General features: G+C 60.3%; 14 protein-coding genes. 10 read left to right on the plus strand and 4 right to left on the minus strand.

The genetic code is table 11. From position 1 onward, the window contains the following. The first annotated feature begins 3 nt into the window (after positions 1 to 3). The 4 genes from sdaAB (at position 4) to H7C18_RS03360 (ending at position 3,986) form a co-directional block, all read left to right on the plus strand. The gene (gene sdaAB / locus H7C18_RS03345) at positions 4 to 687 is read left to right on the plus strand and encodes an L-serine ammonia-lyase, iron-sulfur-dependent subunit beta (protein WP_185127587.1); all 684 of its coding nucleotides are present in this window, start codon (positions 4 to 6) and stop codon (positions 685 to 687) included. Continuing rightward, positions 684 to 1,571 (plus strand): L-serine ammonia-lyase, iron-sulfur-dependent, subunit alpha, encoded by an 888-nt coding sequence (gene sdaAA, locus H7C18_RS03350; RefSeq protein WP_185127588.1) that lies wholly within the window; start codon positions 684 to 686, stop codon positions 1,569 to 1,571. Before sdaAB ends, sdaAA begins: the two co-directional genes overlap by 4 nt. Continuing rightward, positions 1,568 to 2,728 (plus strand): M20 metallopeptidase family protein, encoded by a 1,161-nt coding sequence (locus tag H7C18_RS03355; RefSeq protein ID WP_185127589.1) that lies wholly within the window; start codon positions 1,568 to 1,570, stop codon positions 2,726 to 2,728. Before sdaAA ends, H7C18_RS03355 begins: the two co-directional genes overlap by 4 nt. Before the next feature lie 289 nt (positions 2,729 to 3,017). After that, a complete protein-coding gene (locus tag H7C18_RS03360; RefSeq protein ID WP_185127590.1) occupies positions 3,018 to 3,986 on the plus strand; it encodes a GNAT family N-acetyltransferase in 969 nt (322 codons plus the stop codon). A 236-nt stretch (positions 3,987 to 4,222) separates the two neighbouring features. Here the strand turns inward: H7C18_RS03360 and H7C18_RS03365 are convergent, their stop codons facing one another. Together H7C18_RS03365 and H7C18_RS03370 are read right to left on the minus strand one after the other, a co-directional pair. Further along, positions 4,223 to 6,172 (minus strand): family 20 glycosylhydrolase, encoded by a 1,950-nt coding sequence (locus H7C18_RS03365; protein ID WP_185127591.1) that lies wholly within the window; start codon positions 6,170 to 6,172, stop codon positions 4,223 to 4,225. A 39-nt stretch (positions 6,173 to 6,211) separates the two neighbouring features. Further along, positions 6,212 to 8,485 carry a helix-turn-helix domain-containing protein gene (locus H7C18_RS03370; RefSeq protein ID WP_185127592.1) on the minus strand — a complete coding sequence of 758 codons (2,274 nt, stop codon included), beginning with the start codon at positions 8,483 to 8,485 and terminating at the stop codon, positions 6,212 to 6,214. 235 nt (positions 8,486 to 8,720) lie between these two features. On the opposite strand from H7C18_RS03370, the gene H7C18_RS03375 reads away from it, so the two are divergent. From H7C18_RS03375 to H7C18_RS03395, 5 genes are all read left to right on the plus strand, one after another. Continuing rightward, positions 8,721 to 9,713 (plus strand): Gfo/Idh/MocA family protein, encoded by a 993-nt coding sequence (locus H7C18_RS03375; RefSeq protein ID WP_185127593.1) that lies wholly within the window; start codon positions 8,721 to 8,723, stop codon positions 9,711 to 9,713. 198 nt (positions 9,714 to 9,911) lie between these two features. Beyond that, complete coding sequence (locus tag H7C18_RS03380) at positions 9,912 to 10,817, plus strand: ABC transporter permease (RefSeq protein ID WP_185127594.1); 906 nt, start codon at positions 9,912 to 9,914, stop codon at positions 10,815 to 10,817. Positions 10,818 to 10,835: 18 nt separating this feature from the next. Then, complete coding sequence (locus H7C18_RS03385) at positions 10,836 to 11,702, plus strand: carbohydrate ABC transporter permease (protein WP_337912841.1); 867 nt, start codon at positions 10,836 to 10,838, stop codon at positions 11,700 to 11,702. A 52-nt stretch (positions 11,703 to 11,754) separates the two neighbouring features. Beyond that, the gene (locus tag H7C18_RS03390; RefSeq protein ID WP_185127595.1) at positions 11,755 to 13,332 is read left to right on the plus strand and encodes an extracellular solute-binding protein; all 1,578 of its coding nucleotides are present in this window, start codon (positions 11,755 to 11,757) and stop codon (positions 13,330 to 13,332) included. A gap of 78 nt (positions 13,333 to 13,410) precedes the next feature. After that, the gene (locus tag H7C18_RS03395) at positions 13,411 to 18,795 is read left to right on the plus strand and encodes an S-layer homology domain-containing protein (protein ID WP_185127596.1); all 5,385 of its coding nucleotides are present in this window, start codon (positions 13,411 to 13,413) and stop codon (positions 18,793 to 18,795) included. A 305-nt stretch (positions 18,796 to 19,100) separates the two neighbouring features. Here the strand turns inward: H7C18_RS03395 and H7C18_RS34820 are convergent, their stop codons facing one another. Then, on the minus strand, positions 19,101 to 20,345 hold the full coding sequence (locus H7C18_RS34820) for a carbohydrate-binding protein (protein WP_202886919.1): 1,245 nt from the start codon (positions 20,343 to 20,345) through the stop codon (positions 19,101 to 19,103). 272 nt (positions 20,346 to 20,617) lie between these two features. Beyond that, complete coding sequence (locus H7C18_RS03405) at positions 20,618 to 22,954, minus strand: helix-turn-helix domain-containing protein (protein WP_185127597.1); 2,337 nt, start codon at positions 22,952 to 22,954, stop codon at positions 20,618 to 20,620. 113 nt (positions 22,955 to 23,067) lie between these two features. Between H7C18_RS03405 and H7C18_RS03410 the strand changes: the two genes are divergently transcribed. Then, entirely contained in the window at positions 23,068 to 24,603 is a 1,536-nt protein-coding gene (locus H7C18_RS03410) for an extracellular solute-binding protein (RefSeq protein WP_238357438.1), read from the plus strand. The last annotated feature ends 21 nt before the right edge of the window (positions 24,604 to 24,624 follow it).

A 24,624-nucleotide genomic window follows, 5' to 3' on the forward strand; every position in this document is an offset into this window, starting at 1 on the left:
GCGATGAGGTTCAAGGACGTCTTCTCCATTATCGGCCCGAGCATGATCGGGCCTTCCAGCTCGCATACGGCGGGCGCCGTCCGGATCGGACGGGCGGCCCGTCAGACGCTTGGCGAGGCTCCGCTCGAGGCGGAGATCGTGCTGTACGGTTCCTTCGCCGACACGTACCGCGGGCACGGGACCGATCTGGCGCTCGTGGCGGGCTTGCTGGATTATCCTACGGACGACGAGAGGCTTCCGGACGCGTTCGCCCATGCGGCGCAGGCCGGAATGCGGGTCGAGCTGAGGGCGGCCCGGACGCCGGAAATCCATCCGAATACGGCGGCAATCCGGCTTCGCGGCGAGAAAGGAAGAGTGTTCGTCAAAGGCCGTTCCATCGGCGGCGGGAGCATCGAGATGGTCGCGGTCGACCGGTTCGACGTCAAGTTCACGGCGAGCTATCCGACCCTGCTCGTTTTTCATGCGGACCGCGAAGGCACGATTGCGGAATTAAGCGGTACCTTGAAGCGCGCGCGCGTGAACATCGGCCATATGCAGCTCGACCGCGAATCGAGGAACGGCGCGGCGTTGACGGTTATCGAATGCGACCAGGCGGTGCCGGAGCGGGAGCTTAAGCGAATCGGCCGGCTCGCAGGCGTCGCTCGTGTCCGAATGATCGATCTCACGGCGAAGGAAGGGATCTCATGAGATTCTCGAGCCTGTCGCAATTGAAGCGCCTGTGCGAAGAGGAAGGCTCGTCCATGTCCGATGTCATGATCGCCGACCAGGCGGCGGAGACCGGGCAGAGCGAGGAAAAAGTCTTCCGGCAGATGGCCGATTACTACCGGATCATGCGGGAGGCGGTCGGCAAAGGGCTGATGGAAGGCCGGAAATCGAGGAGCGGACTGACCGGCGGCGATGCGAGGCGCGTCAAGCTGCACGCGGACGGCGGGGAGCCCTCGCTGGGCGCGGATGCCGCTTCCGCGATGGCCTACGCGCTGGCGGTGTCGGAAGTCAACGCCTCGATGGGAAGGATCGTCGCGACGCCGACGGCCGGTTCGTGCGGCATCATCCCCGGCGTCTTCGTCAGCTCCCAGGAAAGATTCGGCTGGGAGGACGACGTTCTCGTTCGCGGGCTGTTCGCCGCCGGCGCCATCGGTTACGTCATCGCCAACAACTCGTTCGTGTCCGGCGCGGAGGGCGGCTGCCAAGCCGAAGTCGGCTCCGCCATCGGCATGGCGGCGGGCGCGCTGGTCGAGATGAGGGGAGGAACGCCCGAGCAGGCCGTTCACGCCGTCGGCCTGGCGCTCAAAAATTCGCTCGGTCTCATCTGCGATCCGGTCGCGGGCCTGGTCGAAATCCCATGCATCGTGCGCAACGGCTTCGGCGCCGTCACCGCGCTCGCGGCGGCCGATATGGCGCTCGCGGGCGTCGCCAGCGCCATCCCGTCCGACGAGGTGATCGAAGTCATGCTGGAGGTCGGCGCCGCGATGCCGGCCGAGCACCGGGAGACGGCGAAGGGCGGGCTGGCCCGGACGCCGACGGGGCGCCGGATCATGAAGGAGCTGTACGGAGAGGAGGGCCAGGCATGAGGCTGCTCGATGCCGCGCGCCGGAAGGCGGCGGACTGGATCGAATTCCGCCGGGAGCTTCACCGCTATCCGGAACTAAGCCTGGAGGAGTCCGAGACCGCGGCGCGGGTCCTGCGCCGGCTCGACGGGCTGGGCATTCCGTACCGCGCCGGCGTCGGCGGCCACGGAATCGTCGCCGAGATCGCCGGCGAGCGGCCGGGACCGACGATCGCGCTTCGCGCCGACATGGACGCGCTGCCGATCCGGGAGGAGGCGGATGTGCCTTATGCTTCGGAGAAGCCGGGCGTCATGCACGCCTGCGGCCACGATGCGCATACGGCCATTTTGCTGGGAGCCGCGGAACTGCTGGTCCGCGAGGGGTTCGGCGGCACGGTGCGGCTGCTGTTCCAGCCGGCCGAAGAGGTGAACGCCGGCGCGAAGGCGATGATCGCCGCAGGAGTGCTGGACGGCGTCGCCGAAATTTACGGTCTGCACAACCTGCCGACATTGTCCGCGGGCTATGCGGCGACGCGGGTCGGCCCGATGATGGGCTCCGTCGACCGGATCGAGATCTCCCTCGAGGGGAAGGGGGCCCACGGGGCGATCCCGGACGAGGGCATCGATCCGATCGTGTGCGCGGCGGCGCTCGTCCAATCGCTCCAAACGGTCGTCAGCCGCGAGATGTCCCCTTTCGCCAACGTCGTCGCGACGATCGGCAGCATCCATTCGGGAGAAGCGAACAACGTCATTCCGCAAACCTGCGAACTGACGGGAACGGTCCGCGCGTTCGATCCGAACGTACAGACCAAGCTGCCGGACGCGATCGACCGCATCGTAAAAGGAATCGCGCAAGCCCATCGCTGCACGGCCCGGCTTCGTTATATAAGACAAGTTCCGGTTCTGGTTAATCGCGAGCCGAATACGAGCCGGGTCGAAGCGGTAATCGCGGAGACGATCGGAGCGACGAGCCGGCTCGAGGCTGCGCCGACGTTGGCCGGCGAGGATTTCTCGCTGTATTTGCGCGAGGTGCCGGGCTGCTTCTTCTGGCTCGGCTCGGGCCCGAAGGAGAACGCGAATCAAGCGTTCGGGCTGCACCATCCGAAGTACGAGCTGAACGAGGATTGCATCCCGCTCGGGATGGCGCTGCTGGCCGGTATCGCGACGAGCCGGTTGAGATGAGGCGATAAGCAAGGAAGCTAGTAAGCTGGTAAGCTCGGGAATGGAGCGAGCCGTAAGCGCGTCCCTTGGATTGGGGAAGAGCCGTTGTAGGAGCGGCTCTTTTCTTTTTTTCGTTTTTTGCGGCCGGATCTTAAAAATGACGAACGATCGCAAAATCGGCTTATTTTCCACTTATCGCGTATCGGCTAGATTGACTATAGAAGACCGGCAATGGAGAAAGGGAGCGCCCAGGCGCGTTTTCCTTCATTGCCTGATTTCGCAACAATTATCGTCAACCTCGGGAGGAACCATGATCTTCGAACGACTGGAAGAACGACACTTGGACGAAGCGCTGTCGATTTGGAACGCCGAGCTGGGCGGTTCGTATCCGCTCCGGCCGCGCCTGCTGCGTCAGAACGTCGCCGCGGACAGCCGCCTGCTGCGGGAAGGCTCATGGGTCGCACGAGACCCCGGCACGGGAGCGTTTGTCGGCTTTGTGATCGCCAAGACGGCCGGCAAAGGAGACGAACGACGCTTTGGGCTGCGGGAGGATGCGGGCTGGATCCATGCGCTGCTGACCGCATCCGCTTGGAGAGGAAAAGGGATAGGAGGAGCTTTGCTCGGACGGGCGGAGGAGGCGCTGCGGGCGGCGGGCGTCAGGCGGATTGTTCTCGGCAACGATCTTCACCGCCGGATGTTCCCCGGCATCCCGGGCGAGCTGGCGGAGACGAAGCGTTGGTTCGAGAAGAGAGGATACGTTAGCCGGGAAAATGTCTACGATCTGATCAAGGCCTACGATACCGACGAGGAGACGGCTCTGCCCTCCCTGGGAGAAGCGGCGGCCCGGGTCGCGACTCCCAGGGACCGCGACGCGCTGACGGCTTTCATGGCCCGCTGTTTTCCGGGGACGTGGGATCTCCAGCACCGGGATTACTGGGAGCGGGGCGGAACCGGGCGCGAGTACGTCGTGCTGGAGAAGCAAGGCAAGCTAATCGGCTTCTGCCGGATGAACGACGGTGAATCGCCTTTATTGGCCCAGAACGTGTACTGGGCTCCTCTGTTCGAGGACGAGCTGGGCGGGATCGGTCCCTTGGGCATCGACGAGGCATATCGCGGTCACCGGTACGGAATTTCGATCGTGCAGGCGGCCATCCATTTCTTGCGAGAGCGCGGCATCCGGCGAATCGTGATCGACACCACGCCGTTCGTCGATTTCTACGGCAAGCTGGGTTACGAAGTTTGGAAGAGGTACGCGAAATACGACAAGAGCTTGGATTAGTTGACGCGAGATTCGCGTGAGGGGAGAAAGGGGAAAAGGCGAGCGGGCGGTTGGGCGGAAGAAGCTCAAATATGGAGCCGCATTCGTGAATAGACGCGGAAGTAGGCGAAAGAAGCTCAATATTTGAACCACATCCGCGCAATCGACATAGGAGAGTCGCAGGGCCGCGAGGACGACCCGGTCCCGTGATGCCACCGGGTACTTTCAAGGACCGCTAGAGCTCGGTCGGATAACCGTCAGGCGCCGTTATCGCCGCTTTCGTCCCGTTCCTCCGCTTCCGTCAACCCCATCGGACGGTATAAGGTTTCGTCCAGGAAGTCGTGCAGGTAGAAGCGGGAGAGGAGGTAGTGCTCGGCCATATCGGCGGGCTGGAATGTTTTCAGCGCGGCCTCCATTCGTGCCCGGGCGCGGCGAAGCCCTGCCCGGGTGATCCGGTAATTGTTCGTCAGCGAGCGCCGCTCGGGCTCGCTCCCGGGGAACAGCCTCCAGCGGTAGACGTATTTGTGGATGGTCCGCGAGCGGTCGGCGGCCGTCTCGAAATCGACCATCGCGGCGATCAAGCTTGCCGTCTCCCGGTTGCGAACCGCCGCGTCCAGCAATTTGGGCATGGACGCGTAGTAGTCCGCGTCGTCATGCCGGCCCAGTAGCGCTTCGGCCGTCTTCGGCCGGATGCCGTGAAAGACGTGCAGGAACCGGTCGATGAACCGCCTCCGGCTCCATCCGCCCGACCGCTTCAAATTCCAGGCGGCATCCGCGAAGTAAGCGGACGTGTACCAGGACGTCTCGAAGATGCCGTAAGGGACGCCGAGGCTGAAGACGGCCGTCCAATTCGTGCCGACGAGACCGGCCATGTTCTGCTCGGCCGCGACCCGGGCCCACTGCTCGATGTTGTCGATTCGCTCCTGCGCGAGCGGATAGTTCTGATCGTCTTTGCGGTCGAAGCAGCGCACGGACGGCGCGCCGATGACCTCGATGCCGAGCCCGCGCAGGCGAGAGGCGAGCGGGGAGACGAGCCGGTCGATGTTCTTGCCGTTATAGTGCCAGATCATGACCGCGACGCGCGGATCGAGATCGCGAAGCTCCTCGTCGGAGCAGGCCGCCAGAATGTCCTGCCAGATGATCGGTTTTTTGCCGAGAGAACAGGCGAACCCGATCAGCCGGTTGACGAAGCTCAGGAAGGCCCGGTTGCGGGAGCCGCCGAACGCCTCGCGGCATGCCGGGCACTCGCAGAGGCTGTATACCTCGTCGCAGCCCAGATGCAAATAGCGGGAGCGGGGATGGCGGGCAGCCATCTCCTCCAGCAGGCCGCAGACGAGCGCGAACGACTCCGGCCGGCTCGGACACAGCTCGCCGGTCGAAGCTTCGGTCTCCCGCAGATGCCTGTACTCGTCGCGGCCAAGAACATATTCCAGGTGCCCGAACGTCTGCTGCAGCGGAATGACCTCGATGAAATTCCGCTGCGCGGCGTCCAGCAGCGCGTCCAGCCGTTCGTCCGTCAGAGCGTGACGGGGATGCGCAAGGTCGCGATGCCTCGCGAACGGGAACTTGTCCTCGTATTCGATCAATAGGGCGTTCGTTTTGAACGCCGCCATCGTATCCATGTATTCGACCAGCAGCTCCGGCTTGGAGAACGTCTGGCGCAGGTCGTAGTTCAGGCAGCGAAGCGGGGCGTCCGGCCAGTCGGCGATATCCGCCGCCGGCAGAGGCGCACCTTGATCCAGCAGCTGCCGCAGCGTTTGCAGGCCGTAGAACAAGCCCGCCGCGTCGTTCGCGCCGATGAGGGCGGTCGACCCGCTGAGGATCAGACGGTAACCTTCGCGGGGCACCCCCTCGAGCTTGACCGTTTCAGCCGGCCCGTCCATATCCGTGCCAGGTCCCCATTGGATCGAGTAAGGGAAGGCATATCCCGACTGCACCTCGCCTGTCACTTCTTTCCCAAATGAGCCCCCCGACTGTACCTCTTCCGTCATCGCTTCCGCGAACGCGTCCTCCGGCGCTTGCCACGGAATAGCGACTGCCAAGCTTTTTTCCTCCAGCATCGCCCCCGGGAACAGCCTGCGGACCGCCTCGGCCAGTCGCTCATCCGGTTCCGCGGCGGTCAGAATCATGGGGCTGTTCGAAGCAGGTTCGTATGTCTCCCCTTCGCGGGGGAGCACGCGTTGGACGAGCGGCAGGGTCGTGAACATGGTCAAATTCCTCCTTGAATGGGCCGAGCGCAACAGTCGTTACTCTTTCAGCCGGTTATGATGTCTGCGGAATTCGCTCGGCGTAATGCCGGTGAATCGCTTGAACACGCGATTGAACGAGGCGACGGTATAGTAGCCGACGAGCGAAGCGATCTCCTGGATTTTCAGATCGGTCTCGCGCAGCATCTCGGTCGCCTTGTTCATGCGGACGGTCAGAATGTAGTCGCTGAAGTTCGTTCCCGTCTTCTCCTTGAAGTAAGTCGACAGGTAAGGTCCCGTGATGCCGAGCTTGCCCGCGATCGCGTCGAGCGACAGGTCGCTGCCGTAATTCGCTTCGACGTACTCCATGACGAATTTGGTCATGACGTCGGTCTCGGACCTCTTGGCCTGAACGGCCGCAGCCGACCGCGACAGGAAGCGATGGAAGAAAGCTTTGTACTGCTCCAGCGTGTGGCACGCCCTCAACTGATCGTACGGCGAGCCGCCTTCGGTGAACGAATGGATCGAGATGTTCTGGGCGTACATGATCTTCAAGGTCTTGTTGACGATCTCCTTGGCGAAATCCTGGAACTGTCGGGCCATCGCCCCGGCTTTCGCCAGCTGATCGAGCAACTGGTCCACAAGCGGGATGGTCACGTCGTCGCACCCGGACTGCAGGTTGGCCGTCAGCTCGTTCTCCTCGGAGGGCGAAGGAATCATTAAGGCCGGCTGCGGCCGCCATTCGGCGATGATCTGCACGTCCTCCCCCAGCCGCCTCTGCTTGATCAGGTCGAGCACGTTCTGATACGTCTCCGCGAAATCCGCAGAGTTGTGACGGACCGGGCTGACGGCGATCGTGAAGTTGCAGTAGACCGAGTCCTCGCGAAGCAGCCGAGCCAGCGCGTCCAGCCCCTCGAATTGCGCGCCCTCGCTGCCGCTCTTGTCGAACAGAATGGTCAGAATCTGATCCTTCTCCAGCTGGAAGGTCAAGGAGTCTTCGTACAGGCCGGAAAAATGCGCGTCGATCAGCTCCTTGTACGTGTTCAAGGCGCGATGGGGCGTGTTCGTAATCTCCGTGGCAAACCTTCCTTTGAAGTCAATCTGCGTCAGCGCGAACCGGTAAGGCTCGTCCGCGTTGAGCGCGGCCTGCAGCGGGGTTCCGGAGATATGGATCTTTTTCAGCTTCGTCATATAGGCGAACTGCTGCAGCAGGGTGTTCTTGGCCTGCAGGTCCTCGTGATATTCCCGGTTCGACCGCGACAAGTCGCTTAAGACGCTGTGGAGCAGGTTGAACTCCTTGATCCGGCTTCCTCGCCCCGCAGGCCCTCCCATCGCGTTGAGCGACTGGACCGAGCGGATCATGTTCGCCAGCGGATTATGGAACCGTCTGGAAAAATAATAGGAAACGGCCAATCCGATCAAAAGGGAAATCGCGAGCAGCGCCCCGATGATCAGGTTCAATCGGTGAATCTGGGCCGCCAATCCCGCATTCGATACGACCTCGAAATAAGTAAAGCCCGTCTCCGGGGCCGTGCGGTAAAAGTAATAATTGTCGTCCGCTCTCACGTAGCCGACGCCCGTCTTGGCGGCGATGGTTTTCGGCAGCGGGAAGCGGTCCGACGAGGAGAAGAGGACCTCGCGATCGGGGCCGAGGATGTAGAAGCCGCTGTCCGGCTTGGATTGGTGGAACGCCTCGTAGGTTTCTTCGCCGTTCAGCAGCACGATGAACGCGAAGCGGTGATCGAACGCGTTCTTGACCAGAATCGGCAGGAACAAGCCGAGGGGGTGGCGCTCGAACGCCGTGTCGGAGCTGAAGGTCGCCGCGGGATAAATTTTGAAGCTGGCGTCGCTCTCCATCTCCCGATCCCAGAATTCGGCGCCGTACGCCGGCGAAGCATAGAACTTGGAAAACATCGTCTCCGCGGTGCGGGTGCCGTCGCGCTCGATGACAAAATCGTCGTCCGGGAAGTAATAGATGATGTTGTTCACGTAGAGCAGGGTGTTGTTCAATTTGTGGCCCAGCTCTTTTTGCACGTTGACGACGACGTTGTAGCGGTTCATCGGGTTGCCCCGCCGCAGAATCTCCGTGTCGTTGTCGAACAGGTAGCCGAGCATAAAACTTCGGATCAGCTTGATGTGCTTCTCGTAATTGGCGGCGGTCGCATCGAGATTCAGGCTGCTGTTCAAAATAATCTCGTTTTTGAGATTGTGGCGGAAGAACGTGTAGGCGAAAGAATGGATGGATACCAGGAGCAGAATGATCGCGATGAAGCTGCCGAGCAACGTGTAGAAAAGAGACATCTGATGATTGGCCGTGCTGAGGAGTCGCGTCATTCGGTTCATCCCGTCACCCTTTTCGAAGATGATCTCGCAGTCTTTTAAAAACGAGTATAGTCCGATGTCAACTTTTCTCTCAATACTCATTGCTTCGGAAACTTGTCCTCTTTAACGATTCGCTCCTTTATCGCCCCGCATTGATAATATCGACAAGAAACGAAAGATCCCCCGATACCCGCGCTCGCCGGACGCTGCTATGATAGCCCCGATAGAAGCAAGGGGGATGGAACGAATGACCTATCGCGTGGCGATAATCGGAGCCGGCGGCATCGCCGGCAAGCATCTGGAGGCGATCGGGCTTGCGGAGAAGCTTGTCCCGTGCTCGATCGCGGATATCGATCGCCGGCGCGCGGACGAGCTGGCAGCCCTTTACGGCATCCGGGCTTATGCGGATTACAAGGAAATGATCGAGCGGGAGAGGCCGGACATCGCGGTCGTCACCTTGCCTCACTTTTTGCACAAGGAGGCATCCTTGTTCTCGGCGGCCCGCGGCTGCCATGTTCTGCTCGAGAAGCCGATGGCGCTGGATTCGGCCGAGTGCGACGAGATTGCCGCATTCGTCCGCGCAAGCCGGGTGAAGCTGATGGTCGGCCACACGCAGCACTACATCGCCGAGACGTTGGCGGCGAAGGAATGGATCGAGAGCGGCCGGCTGGGGAGGCTTGTGCTCCTTAACGACAGGCGCCATCAGCGCTACGACGTGCCGGGAAGGCCCGGCTGGTTTTTCGAGAAGGCGAAGGCCGGCGGCGGCATCCTGACGAATCTGGGTTCCCATTCGATCGACAAGATCCAGTGGCTGACGAACAGCCGGGTAACGAAGGTGAAGGCCGTGCTCGATTACGACTCTCCGATCGGGGATGTCGAAGGAGGCGGCACCGCTTTTCTCGAGACTTCGGCGGGGATTCCCGCGACGATCTCGCAATCCGGTTACCTTGGAGCCGTGGTCGACGAGACGGAGCTTCGTTTCACCGGCGGCAGCCTCCTGCTGCGAACCGGGGCCGGCTTGTGGGTAAGCGACGGGGGAGCTTACCGGGAAGCGCCCGTTCCGCCTCGGGCGAATCCCTTCCTGCGGCAATTCGAGGATCTGCTCGAAGCCATGGAAGAGGATCGCGAGCCTGCTTGCTCGATGGCCTATTCCCGCAGCGTCGTCGCGGCGGTGGAGAGTCTCTATCGTTCCCACGAGACAGGGACGGAAGTTTCGGTCCATGGAAGGGAGGGCTTCTAACCGTTGCGGAAGAACCTCGCGCTTGCGGGACATTCCGCTATCGCCGCTGCCGCGGCGCTTCTCCTTCGTTAAGAAAGTTCCTCGATTTTCGAATTTCCGAATCTTCGCGAAGATTACGGACACCGCATGATGGATGGGCGGCCCACCGATTCCGTAACATAGGCCGCATAGACAAGCCAGATTATTGGAGGAAGCAACATGGCGCAATTCCGATTCAGGTGGAACCGAAGCAAGTACCTGCTGCTGCTGTTCCTGCCGGCGCTCGCGTACTACGTTCTGTTCAAGTACGTCCCGATGTTCGGCATCTTGATCTCATTTAAGGATTATAACGCTTTCAAAGGCGTATGGGCGAGCGAATGGGTCGGCTTCAAATATTATTCGCTTTTCTTCCATAGCCCCGATTTTCCCAAGCTGCTGCGCAATACGGTGGTGCTGGGCGCGTACAAGGTCGTGTTCGGCTTCCCGGCTCCCATCGCGCTTGCGCTGCTGCTGAACGAAGTACGCCTCGGCATCGTCAAGCGGCTCGCCCAGACGATCAGCTATTTGCCTCACTTCATCTCCAACGTCGTCGTCGTCAGCATGATGTTCCTGTTCCTGTCCCCGTCGAGCGGCCTCGTGAACCGCGTGGTCGAATGGCTCGGCTACAGTTCGATCAATTTCATGCAGGACGAGCATTATTTCCGGACGCTCTACGTTCTCTCCGAGATCTGGCAGCACGTCGGCTGGGAGACGATCATCTACCTGGCGGCGCTGAGCGCCATCGATCCTCAGCTGTACGAAGCGGCACGGGTGGACGGCGCGAACCGCTGGCATCAGCTGCGCCACATTACGCTTCCGGGCATCTCGGCGGCGATCGTCATCCTGTTCATCCTGAATGTCGGCCACGTGCTGGATATCGGCTTCGAGAAAGTGCTGCTCATGCTCAATCCATCCATTTATTCCACGGCGGACGTGCTGAGCACCTACGTATACCGAACCGGCATTCAGTCGATGAACTACAGCTACGGAACGGCGATCGACCTGTTTACGAGCGTCGTGAACCTGCTGTTTATTCTTACGGCCAACTGGATCAGCCGCAGGACGAGCGAGACAAGCCTGTGGTGACGAAAGGAGAGAACGACCATCAAACCTAGATTCGGCATCTTCGATTCGCTGCTGTACCTCGTCTTGTTCCTGGTCGCGGCATCCGCCCTTTATCCGTTCCTCTACATGATCGCCGTCTCGCTGAGCGGCACGGTTCCCGTCCTGAAGGGCGAGGTGTTCTTCTGGCCCAAGGAATTCACCTTGAACACGTACGCAGCCGTCTTCGACAACCCGTCGATCGGGCGGGCTTACCTGAATACGATCGTCTATACGTCGCTCGGAACGACCACCTCCCTGCTGGTCAGCGCGGCGGGGGCCTACGCTCTCTCCAAACGGGAGATGCTGTTCCGCAGCGGCTTCATGGTTATGGTCGTCATCACGCTGTTCTTCAGCGGGGGGATGATTCCGACCTTCCTGGTCGTCCGCAGCTATCACCTGCTCGACACGATCTGGGCGATGGTGCTGCCGGGCGCGGTCAGCACCTGGAATCTGATCGTCATGCGCACGTTTTTCTCCTCGATGCCGCAGGAAGTCGAAGAATCCGGCAAGATCGACGGCCTGAACGATATCGGCATCTTTATCCGGCTCGTGCTTCCGCTGTCCAAAGCGATCCTCGCGACGATCGGCTTGTTCTACGGCGTCGCGATCTGGAACAACTTCTTCTCCGCGCTGCTCTACTTGCGGGACACCGACCTGTTCCCGCTGCAGGTCATCGTCCGCAGCATGGTGCTGCAGGGCTCGGGCGGCGCCAACGGCGCGGGCAATATCGGCGGGGACAGCATCATCGTCGACGAGTCTCTCAAATACGCGACGATCATCGTGACGACGGTTCCCATTCTATTGGTCTACCCGTTCCTCCAGAAGTATTTCGCCAAGGGAGCGCTTATCGGGTCGGTCAAGGGTTGACATAGAGGCAAGCGACTACCGAAAATCAGGGAAGAAAAGCGAGGGGAAAAGCATGAAGAAAAAACAGGCGGCCGTCGTGTTATCCGCGGTCATGGGACTGAGCCTGGCGCTGGGCGCATGCTCGAACGGCAAGGACAACAATGGAGGGAGCCCGTCTCCTTCCGCCTCTACGGCTTCTCCGGGAGCCGGCGCGCCGGGGGCGGGCTCCTCGGAGCCGCTCAAGCCGCAGACGTTTACTTTTCTGGACTACAGCAATCCGAGCTGGCCTTACGACAAGAACTGGAAGGTCTGGCAGTATATCAAAGAGAAGACCGGCGTGACGCTGGACGTGCAGCTGCCGGCGGGCAATCTGCTGGAGGACGCGCTCAGCCTGACGATCGCTTCGGGCGACATGCCCGATCTGATGTGGACGCAGGAGAAGTCCGTCGCCGACAAGTTCGGCCAGCAGGGCGCGCTCGTCAACATCCTTGATTACGTCGACGACATGCCCAACTTCAAGGAGTGGATGAAGAAGTATCCGACGGAGACGCAGAACATGCTCTCTTCCGACGGCAAGATGTACGAATTCCCGAATCAGGGCCTCGGCGAGTCGAACCGGCGCTCCTGGATGTACCGCGAGGACGTGTTCAAGAAGCTGGGCCTGACGGCTCCGAAGACGTGGGACGAGCTATACGAGACGCTGAAAAAGCTGAAGGCGGCCTATCCCGACAGCTATCCGCTGAGCTTCCGCAACGGGCTTCGCTACTTCGAAGACTTCGGAGCTACCTTCAACGTACCGGCGCCTGTCGACGCGCAGAGCGCCAGCGTCTACTACGACAGCGCATCCGGCGAATGGAAATACGCGCCGGTCCAGGATGAATACAAGACGATGCTCACTTACTTCAACAAGTTCTACAAGGACGGCCTGATCCCGAAGGACTTCCTGACCATCGACACGAAGATGTGGCAGGATATCGTCTCCACGAACCGGGCGTTCGTCACGCTCGACTACATCGGCCGCATCGACTTCTACAACGCGGCGCTGCGCCCGGACAACCCGGAATTCACGATGAACTTCATGGCGCCTCCGGCCGGCGAAGGGGGCTCGCAGAAGAACGCCTACACGGCGACGTCGGAAGAAGGCTTCATGATCTCCTCCAAGTCCTCTAAGATCAAGGACATCGTCAAGTTCATCGATTTCTTCTATTCGGACGAAGGGCGCAAGCTCGTCAGCTGGGGCAAGGAAGGCGAGACCTACGATTCGAACGGCTTCACCGAGAAGTACGCCGATATTACGGATCTGCGCAAGAAGACCGGCCTCTCGACGGACGGCACCTATGCCTGGTTCGACTTCGACGCCCACATCTCGGTGTCATCGCCGGAGCTGAAGGCCGCTTACGAGGAATCGCCCAAGTATGACGGCGACAAGCAGTCCAAGCTCGCCTTCACTCCGGACGAGCAGCAAATCCTGAGCACGAAGGGCGATTCGCTGAACAGCCATCGCGACGAGAACTTCTCCAAGTTCATCATGGGCACCCGCAGCTTCGACGATTGGGACAAGTTCGTCGACGAGGAGAAGAAGCTTGGGTACGAGGACATCTTGGCGATCTACAAAAAAGCGGACGAGCGCGCGAAAGCGGCCGTCAAATAATCGTTAACCGAAAAGCAAGCCCCGTGGTCGCACCGACGGGGCTTGTCTATTCCCATACGGACCGAGAGGGATGAGGAAATGGCCATTCGCAAGGCAAGGCAACGAATCGCCGCTTGGACGGCAGCGCTGATGCTGGCCGCAAGCTTCCCGGCCGCCGTATCGCCGAACGCCGCGCAAGCCGCGGATTTGCCGACGGTTGTGCCGCTGTCTCTGCAGCTCAACAACATGGATTCCGCGACGAATGCGGCGGGAGATACGGTCGGGACCGCAGGCATCGCGCTGGAGGCGAACACGGACCCGGCCTATGTCAAGGAAGGAGCGGGCTCGAAGAAGTGGAAGCTGGCGATCAACGTCGATGCCGACAATCCGGACTCTTATATCGCCGGCGCGGCGCTCATTTACCCGAAGGAAGCCCCGAACGTCGATCTGAACGGATACTCCGCGCTGTCGTTCTGGGCGTATAACGAGAAGGCGCGAACAGGCGATCAGGCGGACAAGCCGATTCAACTCCGCTTCTTCATGAAGGGCGACAGCGAGTATTACTATTATCGCCTGCCGCTGGACTGGACCGGGTGGAAGCAGGTCGAGGTGCCGCTCGACGTCGTGAAGACGCAGACGAGTTCGGCTGGCGTCAAGGCATGGGGCCCGATGGACTACGTCCGCTTCGATCAAGCCGGCGTCGGCGGCACGACGCTCGATCCGACGCTAAACATGTATTTGGACGACATCCGGTTGACGGGACAAGGCGAGGTTTACCCGGTCGCGGCGGACAAGCCGTCCGGCGAGTACGTGAACAAGGCGACGGTGACGTTGACCAGCTTGTCGAAGCCCTCCTCTCTGTCGACGATCTACTACAAGAGAGAAGGGGTCGACAGCGACTTCCAGCGCTATACCTCGCCGATCGTGCTGACCGAGGACACGACGCTGGTGACCAAGGCATCCGTCGGGGGTGTGGACAGCGAGGAGACAACTTATCGGTATACTTTCGTTTACCGCGATGTCGTGGAAAATGTAACGGCCAGCCCGACGGCCGGAACGTACGCCGAGCCGAAGACGGTTGCTCTTAGCTCGGAGACGGACGGGGCGGAGATCTATTACAGGATCGACGGCGTCGACCCGGACTATCGGCTCTACTCGGAGCCGATCGTCGTCGACCGTTCGCAGACGATCGTCGCCAAAGCGGTGCTGGACGGCAAGACGAGCGAAGAGACGAGCCACGCGTATCGGATCGACCTCTCCGGCAGCTCCAGCATCCCGGTCGGCGACACGGAATCGTTCTCCGGTTGGAGCAATACGACCCCCGTGCAGACGCCCGCCGTGTTGGGCGATTGGGCGGGGAAGTGGACGGACCCGACGGCGCCGATCGATATTACGGATGTGACGACGGCCCCTTGGCAGACGAACGATCAGCTCGAGTTTTGGCTCTATTCGGAGACGGCTTCGAACAAGAAAGTGTACGTCATTCTCAGTACGCCGGACGATAGCGTGGCGGGCAACGAATATTTCATGAGCTCGTTCTATGTGGATTGGACGGGCTGGAAAAAGATCGAGCTGCCGTTCAACCAATTCCTGAACTCCAACGGCGGGGCGAACTTGAGCAACCTGACGAAGATCATCCTCCATCCCCGCTGGTACGATTCGGACCCCGCGCCGAGCCCGGACGACAAGCTCATCTTCGACGCGCTCGCCCTGACGAAGAACGCCGTCGAGCCTTCGATCCGTTCCATCGACAAGAGCGCGCTTCCGGACAGCTCGCTGCATTATTCCTTCTCGCTCAAAAATATCGGAGACGCGGACACCGCGTATCAACTGACGCTGACGACGCCTTTCGCCGCCGGCTACGACGCGACATTTCCCTCGGCGACCGATGTCGTGGCGAAGGGAGAGGAGACGGACGTCGACATCCAGGTGAACGTGCCCGCCTCCGCGCAAGCCGGCGATGCCCGGCAGGCGATCCTGTCGGTCAAGCCGCTTCAGGGAGGCAAGGAGACGACCGTCGCGATGAATCTCAAGGTGGGAGCGCCAAGAGAAGCGACTAAGGCGCATCCTTACGTGATGGCCTCACAGGAGCAGCTGAATCAAGCCAAGGAGAAAATTCAAAAGTACGTCTGGGCGCAGGACTACCTGGCCGCCATCCGGCTGAAGGCCGACGAATGGGTCGACAGGACGGTGTATTATCCGTCCAAGCCGGGAGGCGAGAGCACTCTGTACGTCTGCGGCGACACTCCGCTCGTGTTCGACTACGACAAGCCGCACGAGCATCTGTGCCCGACCGACGGCCAGTGGCTTACCGGAGACGACCTTGACGCGGCGTGGCGCTTTACCGCCCATACGGTGAACATGGAGGCGGCTCGCAATCTCGCGATCGTCTATGCGCTGACCGGCGAGACGAAGTATGCGTTGAAGGCCAAGGAAATCCTGGTGAACTACGCGGAATTGTACCCGAGCTATCCGCTGCAGCCGCTCAACGGCCGCATCTTCTACCAATCGCTCGACGAAGCCGTGCAGATGATCGATCTGGCGCAGGCTTACGACCTGATCGAGCCGAGCGGCTTCATGAACGAAGCCGAGAAGTACGACGTCGAACAGAACTTGTTCGCTCCGTCGGCCAAGACGCTTCAGGGCTACGACGTCGGCAAATCGAACTGGCAGACCTGGCATAACGCGGCGATCGGAACGATCGGGGCGATTCTGGAAGACAAGACGCTGATGGACTTCTCCGTCAGCGGCCGCAGCGGGTTCAACTTCCAGATGGACAACAGCGTATTGTCCGACGGATTCTGGTACGAGGGAGCGATCGGGTACCATTTCTACGCGCAATCCGCGCTGTTCGACCATGCGCAGGCGCTGAAAAGCATGGGATACGACCTGTTCGCCAACCCGAACTTCAAGAAAATGTACGATGTGACGCTGCAGTATGCTTTTCCCGATCTGGGCATCATCAACGGCAACGATTCCGGCAAGTATCCGACGAGCCTCGCGGCGCCCGGGAGAGTCGTGCCGATGGATTACGAGGCTGTGTACGCGTATTATGACGATCCGGCCTACGGCGCGCTGCTTCACGAACTGTATGCGGACAAGCAGCGCGTGCGGGGAGGCTTCGTCGTGCCGGGCGACACGTCTTCCGGCATCGTCGGCGAGCAGGCCGTCTTCTATGGAAAAGATGCCATCCCGAACGGGGGCTCGCTGCCTTCCGCCAGCCTGAACTTCACGGGTATCGGCCATTCGGTGCTGCGGGCCGGCGAAGGGGACGATCAGCTGTACGCGCTCGTCGATTACGGCAACCACGGCGGCTATCACGGCCATCCCGACAAGCTTCACCTGGAGATCTTCGGCGAAGGGGAGCGGCTCGCGCCGGATCTCGGCATTCCGCCGTACAGCAACTCGATGTACGAATCCTATTACAAAAAGTCGTTCGCCCACAACACCGTGCTCGTCGACGGAGATACGCAGCAGATTCCGACCGACGAGAGCGGCGCGGAAACCTACGATCCGACGAAGCTGTTCCTGCAGTCGGCACCGTTCAAGATCATGAAGAACACGTCAAGCAAGGCGTACGCGGGCATGAACCGGTATGAGCGAACTGTCGCGGTCACGGGCGATTATCTCATCGACTTGTTCAGCGTCTCCTCCGATACCGAGCATCAGTATGACTGGGTGCTGCACGGAACGGGGACGTTCGCGCCCGGCACGGAGATGAGCCCCTTCGCGGGACCGCTCGGGACGAAGGACGCCTACCCGTTCTTCCGCAACGGCACCGTGAAGGAATTGACGGGACCTTGGGAGGGCGCTTGGAAAACGGCGGCGGGCAACGGTCTGAAGCTGTTCAGCCTGACGGGCTCCGCGGCGACGCCGTCGCAGATGATCGTCGGGGAAGCCCCGGGTCCGGGCAACGCGACGGACGTTTACACGCCGACGCTGGTCAATCGGGTGAACGCGAAGAGCGCTCAGTTCGTGAGCGTGCTTGAGCCTTATCGCGGGTCGAGCAAAATCCAGGCCGTCCGCAAATTGGACGACGGCCGGGTGGAAGTGGATCTGCTGGACGGTCGCAAGCAAGTGTTCGATTACAATGGCGGAGAAGAGCAGATCGGCGGGCTGCAGTATTCGTTCGTGGACGGCCGGAACGATGCGGCGGCGGACGTTCAAATCACGGCAAATCTGGAAGGCGGGGAACTGAGCCTTCGTTCGGACGAACAGGACGGCCTCAACAGCATGACGGCCGTCGTATACGCTCCCGGCGTTTCCGGAGTGCAATGGAACGGGAAAGATGTATCCTTTACGACGGACAATGGCTTCGTGATGGCCAGCGTTCAAGCGGAGACGCCAACGCCTACGCCAACGCCTACGCCGACACCAACGCCGACACCGACTCCGACTCCAACACCAACGCCGACACCGACACCGACACCGACGCCAACGCCAACGCCGTCACCGACTCCGGTGCCTACGTCATCGCCGACCGCTCCGCCGGCCGATCCGGATCGGGTTGACAAGCAAGTCCCGGCCGGAGAGTCTGCGGAGCTGTCGCTGGGAGACGAGATGACGCTTGTTGTGCCGAGGGGAGCGATCGGCCAAACGGTGAAGTACGCGATTCAGAAGCTAAGCGATCCGACCGTGCTGGACCTTTTGCTGCAAGGAAGCCCTGGGGCGCTCAGCCCGGTTTTCGAGGTTACCAAGGATCAAGCGGGCACGTTCGCGGTGCCGATCAAGCTTCGTTTTCAGTTTGACCCGTCCAAGATAAGCGCGGGTCAACGGGCCTCGGTCTATTATTATGATGAGACCGGGCATCGGTGGATCGAGATGGGCGGAACGGTCAGCGGTTCCTTCATCGAAGTCGAATCCAATCATCTGACCAAATTCGCGGTGCTTGCCGCCAGCGAGCCGAACCGGCCAAGCTTTCCGGATACGGAAGGCCACTGGGCGGCCGATGCCATCCAAGAGGCCTTGGACGCAGGCATCGTCAAGGGATATGCCGACGGGACGTTCAAGCCCGACCGGAGCGTGACGCGTGCAGAGTTTTCCGTTATGCTCATGAACGCGCTGCAGCCGGGAGCGCAGCCTTCGGAGCTTCCGGATTTTGCGGATGCCGACCGCATCGGAGATTGGGCCAAGCCGGCGATCGCGCTTGCGGTTCATGCCGGGATCCTGCACGGTTACGGCGATCATACCGTTCGGCCGAACGAGGAGTTGAACCGCGCGCAGCTCGCGGCCATGCTGGCGAATGCGTTGGGGGCGGCCGAAGAGACAGCGACGCAGGGCACGGCCGACTTCGACGACGGCACGGCCATTCCGAAGTGGGCGGCCGTCGCGGTGCGCGCGGTTCTTGAGCGAGGGCTGATTCAGGGCAGACCGGGCAACCGCTTTGAACCGGACGGCACCGTCAGCAGAGCAGAGGCCGTCACCGTTATCATCCGGCTGATGGATGAGCTTGGGCGGACGATCCGCCCTGTCGATCAGCGCTAACGAATCTGTAAGGTCTTATTTGCCTCAAAAAGAGAGAGGCGGCGCTGTAACGGAACCTAGCGAGCTTATCGGCCCAAGAAATACGGGAAATCGGCGATCTTCCGCTCCATAAGATCACCTGGTTTCGTTAGCCTCGGCAAACCGTTGATTTGGGCCGAATAGCGTCTCCTGGTTTCGTTAGCGCGGCGACTGTCCTTCAAGTTGGAAGAGCGCACCATAGGGAAGAACCCGAAAAAGGCGGCGAAGGGAGCAAGCTCCCGATCGCCGCCTTACGTTTCGCTGCCGATGCCCTCGGCCGCTTGCCCTCAGTACAGCTGGGTGATTTTCCACCAATTGATATCGAACCCGCCCGTAATGGCATACAGGCCGAATTGGTAAGTGCCGGCCGGAATCTGAACGACGTGGGACACGGTCCGGTAACTGGACCAACTCCCGGTGTTGGGAACGTCGACCTCGCCCAGCACGGTTCCGCCCTCATTGATGTCCAGCGAGATCCTCCCGTTGTCGTTGGGCGAAGCGACCCGATATTCCACGAGATAGGTTCCCGTCCGCGGAATCTGGACATTGCCGAAGGCGATCCAGTCCTGGCTGTCGATGCCGCCGACGTCCGACCCTCCGCCGGTATCCGGTGTCGGCTCCGTCATGACGCCGCTCATGGCGGTGTAATCCTCCGCTTGGAACGTGCGCCCGTAGCAGCCGCCGGTACTCAGCTCGCAGATGTCCGAGCGGTTCGTGGACACTTTCAGGTCGTCGTACCAGATATATGAGTCGTTAGCAGGCGCGAAAGACGAAGTGGCCCCGCCGAAAAACGAGGAGAAATACGCCTTGTCCACCAAGTCCGAGTTGCGCACGAACCGCAGCCCCGTGATGTTGGCCGCGGAGACGCCGTTGTACCAGATTTGAATCTCCCCGTCGGAATTGGCGTTGCCGTTCGCGACCGTGTTGACCTTGAGGCGTTGAACGATATTGACCCATGTGCCCTTGGGATAGTAAATATCGGAGCCGTTGCTGTTTTTCAGAATCGCGTAATCCCCGTATTGGCCGGCATCGTCCATATGATAGTAATAGATAGCGGCTTGGCCCCCGGATCGCCAAATCATGCGCGAGCTGAAGCCGTTATAGCCGGTGCACGTCTGTCCGCCGGAGCAAGCGGCGCCTCCCGCCAGCCCGACTCCGAGCTTCCCGGCGAACTCCGTCGTTCCCCAGCTGAAGTCGCTGCTGAACCGGACCCAGTAGGACAAATAATACTCGCGCCCGGGCGTTACCTCGAACGGGGCTTGCGCGCCGGAGTTGGCCGGATCGATCTGGCCCTGCGGATAGAAAACGCGGAGGGATTGGCCGCCCGAATGATTGAAGTTGTAGCCGTCGATCCAGGTTCGGGTGCTCATGCCGTTGTCCCAGGGCGCGTTCCAGCCATCCAAAGCCCATTCGCTCAACGTGTAGGCGCTTCCTCTGGCAGGACGCTCAAAGGTGTCGATCTTGGGAGCGGCGAAAGCGGCGGCGGCGTTCATCAGGAGCAGAACCAACAGCAGGACGATCGTTTTTCTCATCGAATGCCTCCTTCTGGGAATGTTCATCCTTTCCTTCCGGTGCCGGTGCGCTCCGATCCTCCTTTCCTCCTCCGTCACGAGCGCAGGTTTAATCTAACATCGGATCATCCGGGCGAAAATATTGAAATATTTAGATTATCGTCAAAAATATTGCTCGCCCTGCGCGAGGCTCTTATTCATTTTTTCGATTTTTCACCCTGCTTGTTGTTTGGGTTCGGCGGCAAAAAAGAAGGGGCGCTCATCGCGCCCATTTACATGAATTTGCATACCGTTCACCCGGCCGATTCGCCGCTCCTGGCCTCCGTCAGCCCTCTTTTCTCCCGATATTGTCCCGGAGTTATTCCTTCCTGCTTCCGGAACGAGCGGATGAAGTTCTGCGGATTGTTGTAGCGGAGCCGGGCGGCGATGTCCTTCACCGGCATTTCGGTCTCCGTCAGCCATTTCTTCGCCATATGGAGCCGATAAGCGGCCAGGTATTCGCTGAACGAGACGTTCGTCTCCTTGCGGAAAACGCTGCTCAAGTAATTCGCGTTGTAATTGAGCCGCGAAGCGCACTCCTCCAAGGACAAATCGGTGTCGTACTGGCGCTGGATCAGATCGATGATCTTCTCCGAGATGTTCTGGTATTGCGACTGCTGCCGATCCGCGAAGATGCGCAGCATCGGATGGATGACTCCCGTCCAGAACCAGTCTTCGATCTCCGGCACGGTGCTCAGGTCGATCATCTCTTCCAGCAGCGTCCCTTGGGCGCGACGGACCTGATTCAGGCTGATGCCGGATTCCTGCATCGTCATGAGCAGGCTGTTCAGGAGCCGGGCGAGCGGAACCTGATACTCCTGGGGCGACATTTCCGCGGCAAATACGTTGTCCATGAACGACCGCAGAAGCTCCTTCGCCTTCTCCCGGTCCGCGAGCTTGATCGCGTCGAGCAGCTCGTTCTCCAGATGCGACGGATAGCGAATCTTCAAGTAATGCTTGCCCGAATTGAGGTTCTCGTACTGGATGACGATGCCCTCGCCCAGCTTCAGCCGGTGCTTGAGCGCGTCGAGTCCTTCGCGGTAGGCGAGCGGAAGCTGCTTGATGTTGCGAAAAGGCAGACTCATGCCGATGCTGACCGTCAGGCTCAGGAAGCTTTGGATCTGGCGCTGCAAATTTTCGGTCGTCTCATAGAGTGCTCCGTTGAATTCGGCCGGGTCGGCGGAGGAGCTTCCGTACATGACCACGACCGTCTGGTCGATCTCCACGGGAACGAACCGGCCGGAAGGCTCGATCAGCTCCTCGATCATGTTGTGGATGGCAAACAGCAGCAGATCGTAGTCGTTCCTGTCGTAGCGGGTCCGATCCAGCGCGTCGATCTGCAGCGTCAGAACGGCCATCTGGTTCCAGTCTTCCAGCTGCGGACCGAAGCCGAACCCCCGAAGCTGGCCGGCCAGCTCGCCCAGCTTGACGTTCCCTTGGAACGCTTTGGCCAGATAGAAAGACCTTACCTGCTTCAGGTGCTGGTGAACCTCGCTCTCCAGCCGCGAATTCGACTGGAACAGCTGGTGGATGTGCTCGCCGATCACCTGGAATTCGTTGCTTCTCTCCCGGCCGGTGCCGGGAAGCCGGTCGTTGATCAGCTTGAGCAGTTTTTGGATGGGGGAATACATGCGCCGCGACCCGAACCATGCGATCAGCAGCGTAACGACGAGCATGAACAGGCAGACGGCCAGCGTATACAGACCGATCTTGTCGGACTCCCGCGTTAAGCTGGCGATGGACGTTAACGACAGGTAGATCCAGCCGTTGTAGGGAGAGCGGTAATACGTGACGGAATAAGAATGCTGATCGATGCGGGATTTGAACTGGCCGGACGACTGAGAGAGCTTGTCGATCCCGCCGAATCCGGTCTCGGAGACGGGACGCCCGATCAAGTCGTGATCGGGATGGAGCAGGATGCGATACCGGTCGTCGAGCACCATGATCGTGTCGGACGCGTCCGCCGATTCGTGCTGCAGCAAGGACTCCAGGCTGCAGGCCGGGATATTGGCCATGATGAGGCCGTACGGGTTCGGCTTGTCGACCGGCAGCTTCTTGGTCAAGCCGATGCTGTAGGGGCAGACGGCGCTGCTGGCGCTCTCCTCGCTGTAAAACCAGCGCGACGGATTCAGCAGCCAGGCGCTTTGATCGTTCGACCGGAGCAGCCGGTCGAGCGGCTCCGAATAAGCGTAATCCTTGAACCGGTACACGCCGGAATTTTTGATCATCCAATCCTGCTTCTCGTTGACGAGCACCACGTCTTCCAGCTTCGTATCGAATACCTGCATATGCCGAAGCTCGTTGCGCAGGTTGTCATATAGCGTGAAATCGGTTACATTCAAAGGGCTGTTCATGGCCCGGTTCAGCACGGCCGAGTTGACCAATTGATTCAAAGTGTGATTGACAGTCGTTAAGATTTGCTCTACATTTGCATTAATTTGTATGAGAAGCTGTTCTTTTCCTTTATTGACATGAGATTGAACTTCCCTCGCCGATGTCGCGTAGGAGAACAGGCCGATGAACAGCACCGGAACCATGCTGAGCAGAAAGCCGAACGCGGTCATCTTGGTCAAAAAACTGGAAGAACGCATCCCAGATCCCTACCTTTGCCGGAAGATTCTTTCATTGTAGGGCAAAGCCCGCCCTGCCGACAATAATCATTGTCTCGGCCGATGATCATTAGACCAGAAAGGAAGGGATCTCGATGCCACGCAACCGGATCGCCGTTCGACCGGCCCGCGCCGGCCGCCGTTCGGGCGCGGCGGCGATGCTCGCTCTGCTCGTTTTGCTCTGCGCTTGCGCCGATCGGGGTTCCTCTCCGGGTACGCCTTCGAACGACGGGGAGCGTCCGGTCGTGACGCTGATGGCTCCGCTCCATTTTCCGAATACCCCTTCCGATTCGATCGTCCGTTCCATCGAGAACCTGACAGGCACGAAGCTCGCGATCGAGTGGGTCCGCGACGAGATTTACACGGACAAGATGAACACGGCGCTGACGACGAGCTCGCTGAAGAAAGCGACTTTCGTAAAATACACGGACTACATTCTGATGAAGAACGCCATTCGTTCGGACCAGTTCTGGGAGATCGGGCCTTATCTCGACGATTATCCGAACCTGAAGAACCTGAATCCGAACATCCTGCTTCAAACCGCCGTCGACGGGAAAATTTACGGCTTGTACACCGAACGTCCGTCCTCGCGGCAGGGGATCATGATCCGGGAGGATTGGCTGAACCGCCTGCATCTCCAAAAGCCCGGGAATCTCGACGAGCTGTACCGGGTGATGCGGGCGTTCACGTATGACGACCCGGACGGGAACGGCAAGAACGACACCATCGGACTGACCGACCGCGACGACCTCGTGTTCGGCGCCTTCAAAACGCTGAGCTCGTACTTCGGCACGCCGAACGATTGGGGAGTCGAGGGCGATCGGCTGGTGCCCGAATTCGAGACGAAGGGCTATCTGGACACGATGAACTTCATGAGAAAGCTGTACAAAGAGAAAATCATCAACTCGGACTTCGCGATCACGAGCAAAGACGTGCAGCGGGATCAGCTGATTCGCGGCATGGCGGGCGTCTACATCGGCGCGATGTCGGACGTGCAGCGGCTGTCCGACGAAGCGAAGAAGGTGAATCCGGCCGCCAGGTTCACGCTCGTGAACCGGCTCGCCGGGCCCGACGGCTACAAAGTATGGTCGATTCCGAATTTCAACGGCTTGTACCTGTTCTCGAAAAACGCGATCAAGACGGAGGAGGAGCTGAAGCAGGTTCTGGCGTTCTTCGACCGGACGATGGATCCGGACGTGGCCAATCTGATGAAGTACGGCGAGGAAGGCAGACATTACCGGCTCGAAGGAGACGAGGTGTATCTGCCCGAGGAGAGCACGCAGCTGCGGGTGGACGAAGTCGCCTCCCTCTACGCGCTGATGATCGCCGATCTGCACAACCCGAACATCCGAAAGGTCGCCCGCCAGGAGCCGCTCTGGGAGTCGGCGGACCGGCTGATCGAGGACAACGAGAGCTTTATCGTGCCGGATCCGACCGTCGGGCTCGAATCTCGAACGTTCGACGAGAAGAGCGCGGAGCTCGGCCGAATCATCACCGACGCTACCTACAACTATATGCTCGGCAAGCTGGACGAGAGCGGATTTCGCAAGGAAGTCGAGCATTGGAAAACGAGCGGGGGAGACCAGGTGATCCGCGAGTACGAGCAGGCTTATTTCCATAGAGAGAATTGATAGGAACACGCGCGGACCGTT

Origin of the sequence: Cohnella zeiphila, from assembly GCF_014212055.1 — a bacterium.
Taxonomy (GTDB): Bacteria; Bacillota; Bacilli; order Paenibacillales; family Paenibacillaceae; genus Cohnella; species Cohnella zeiphila.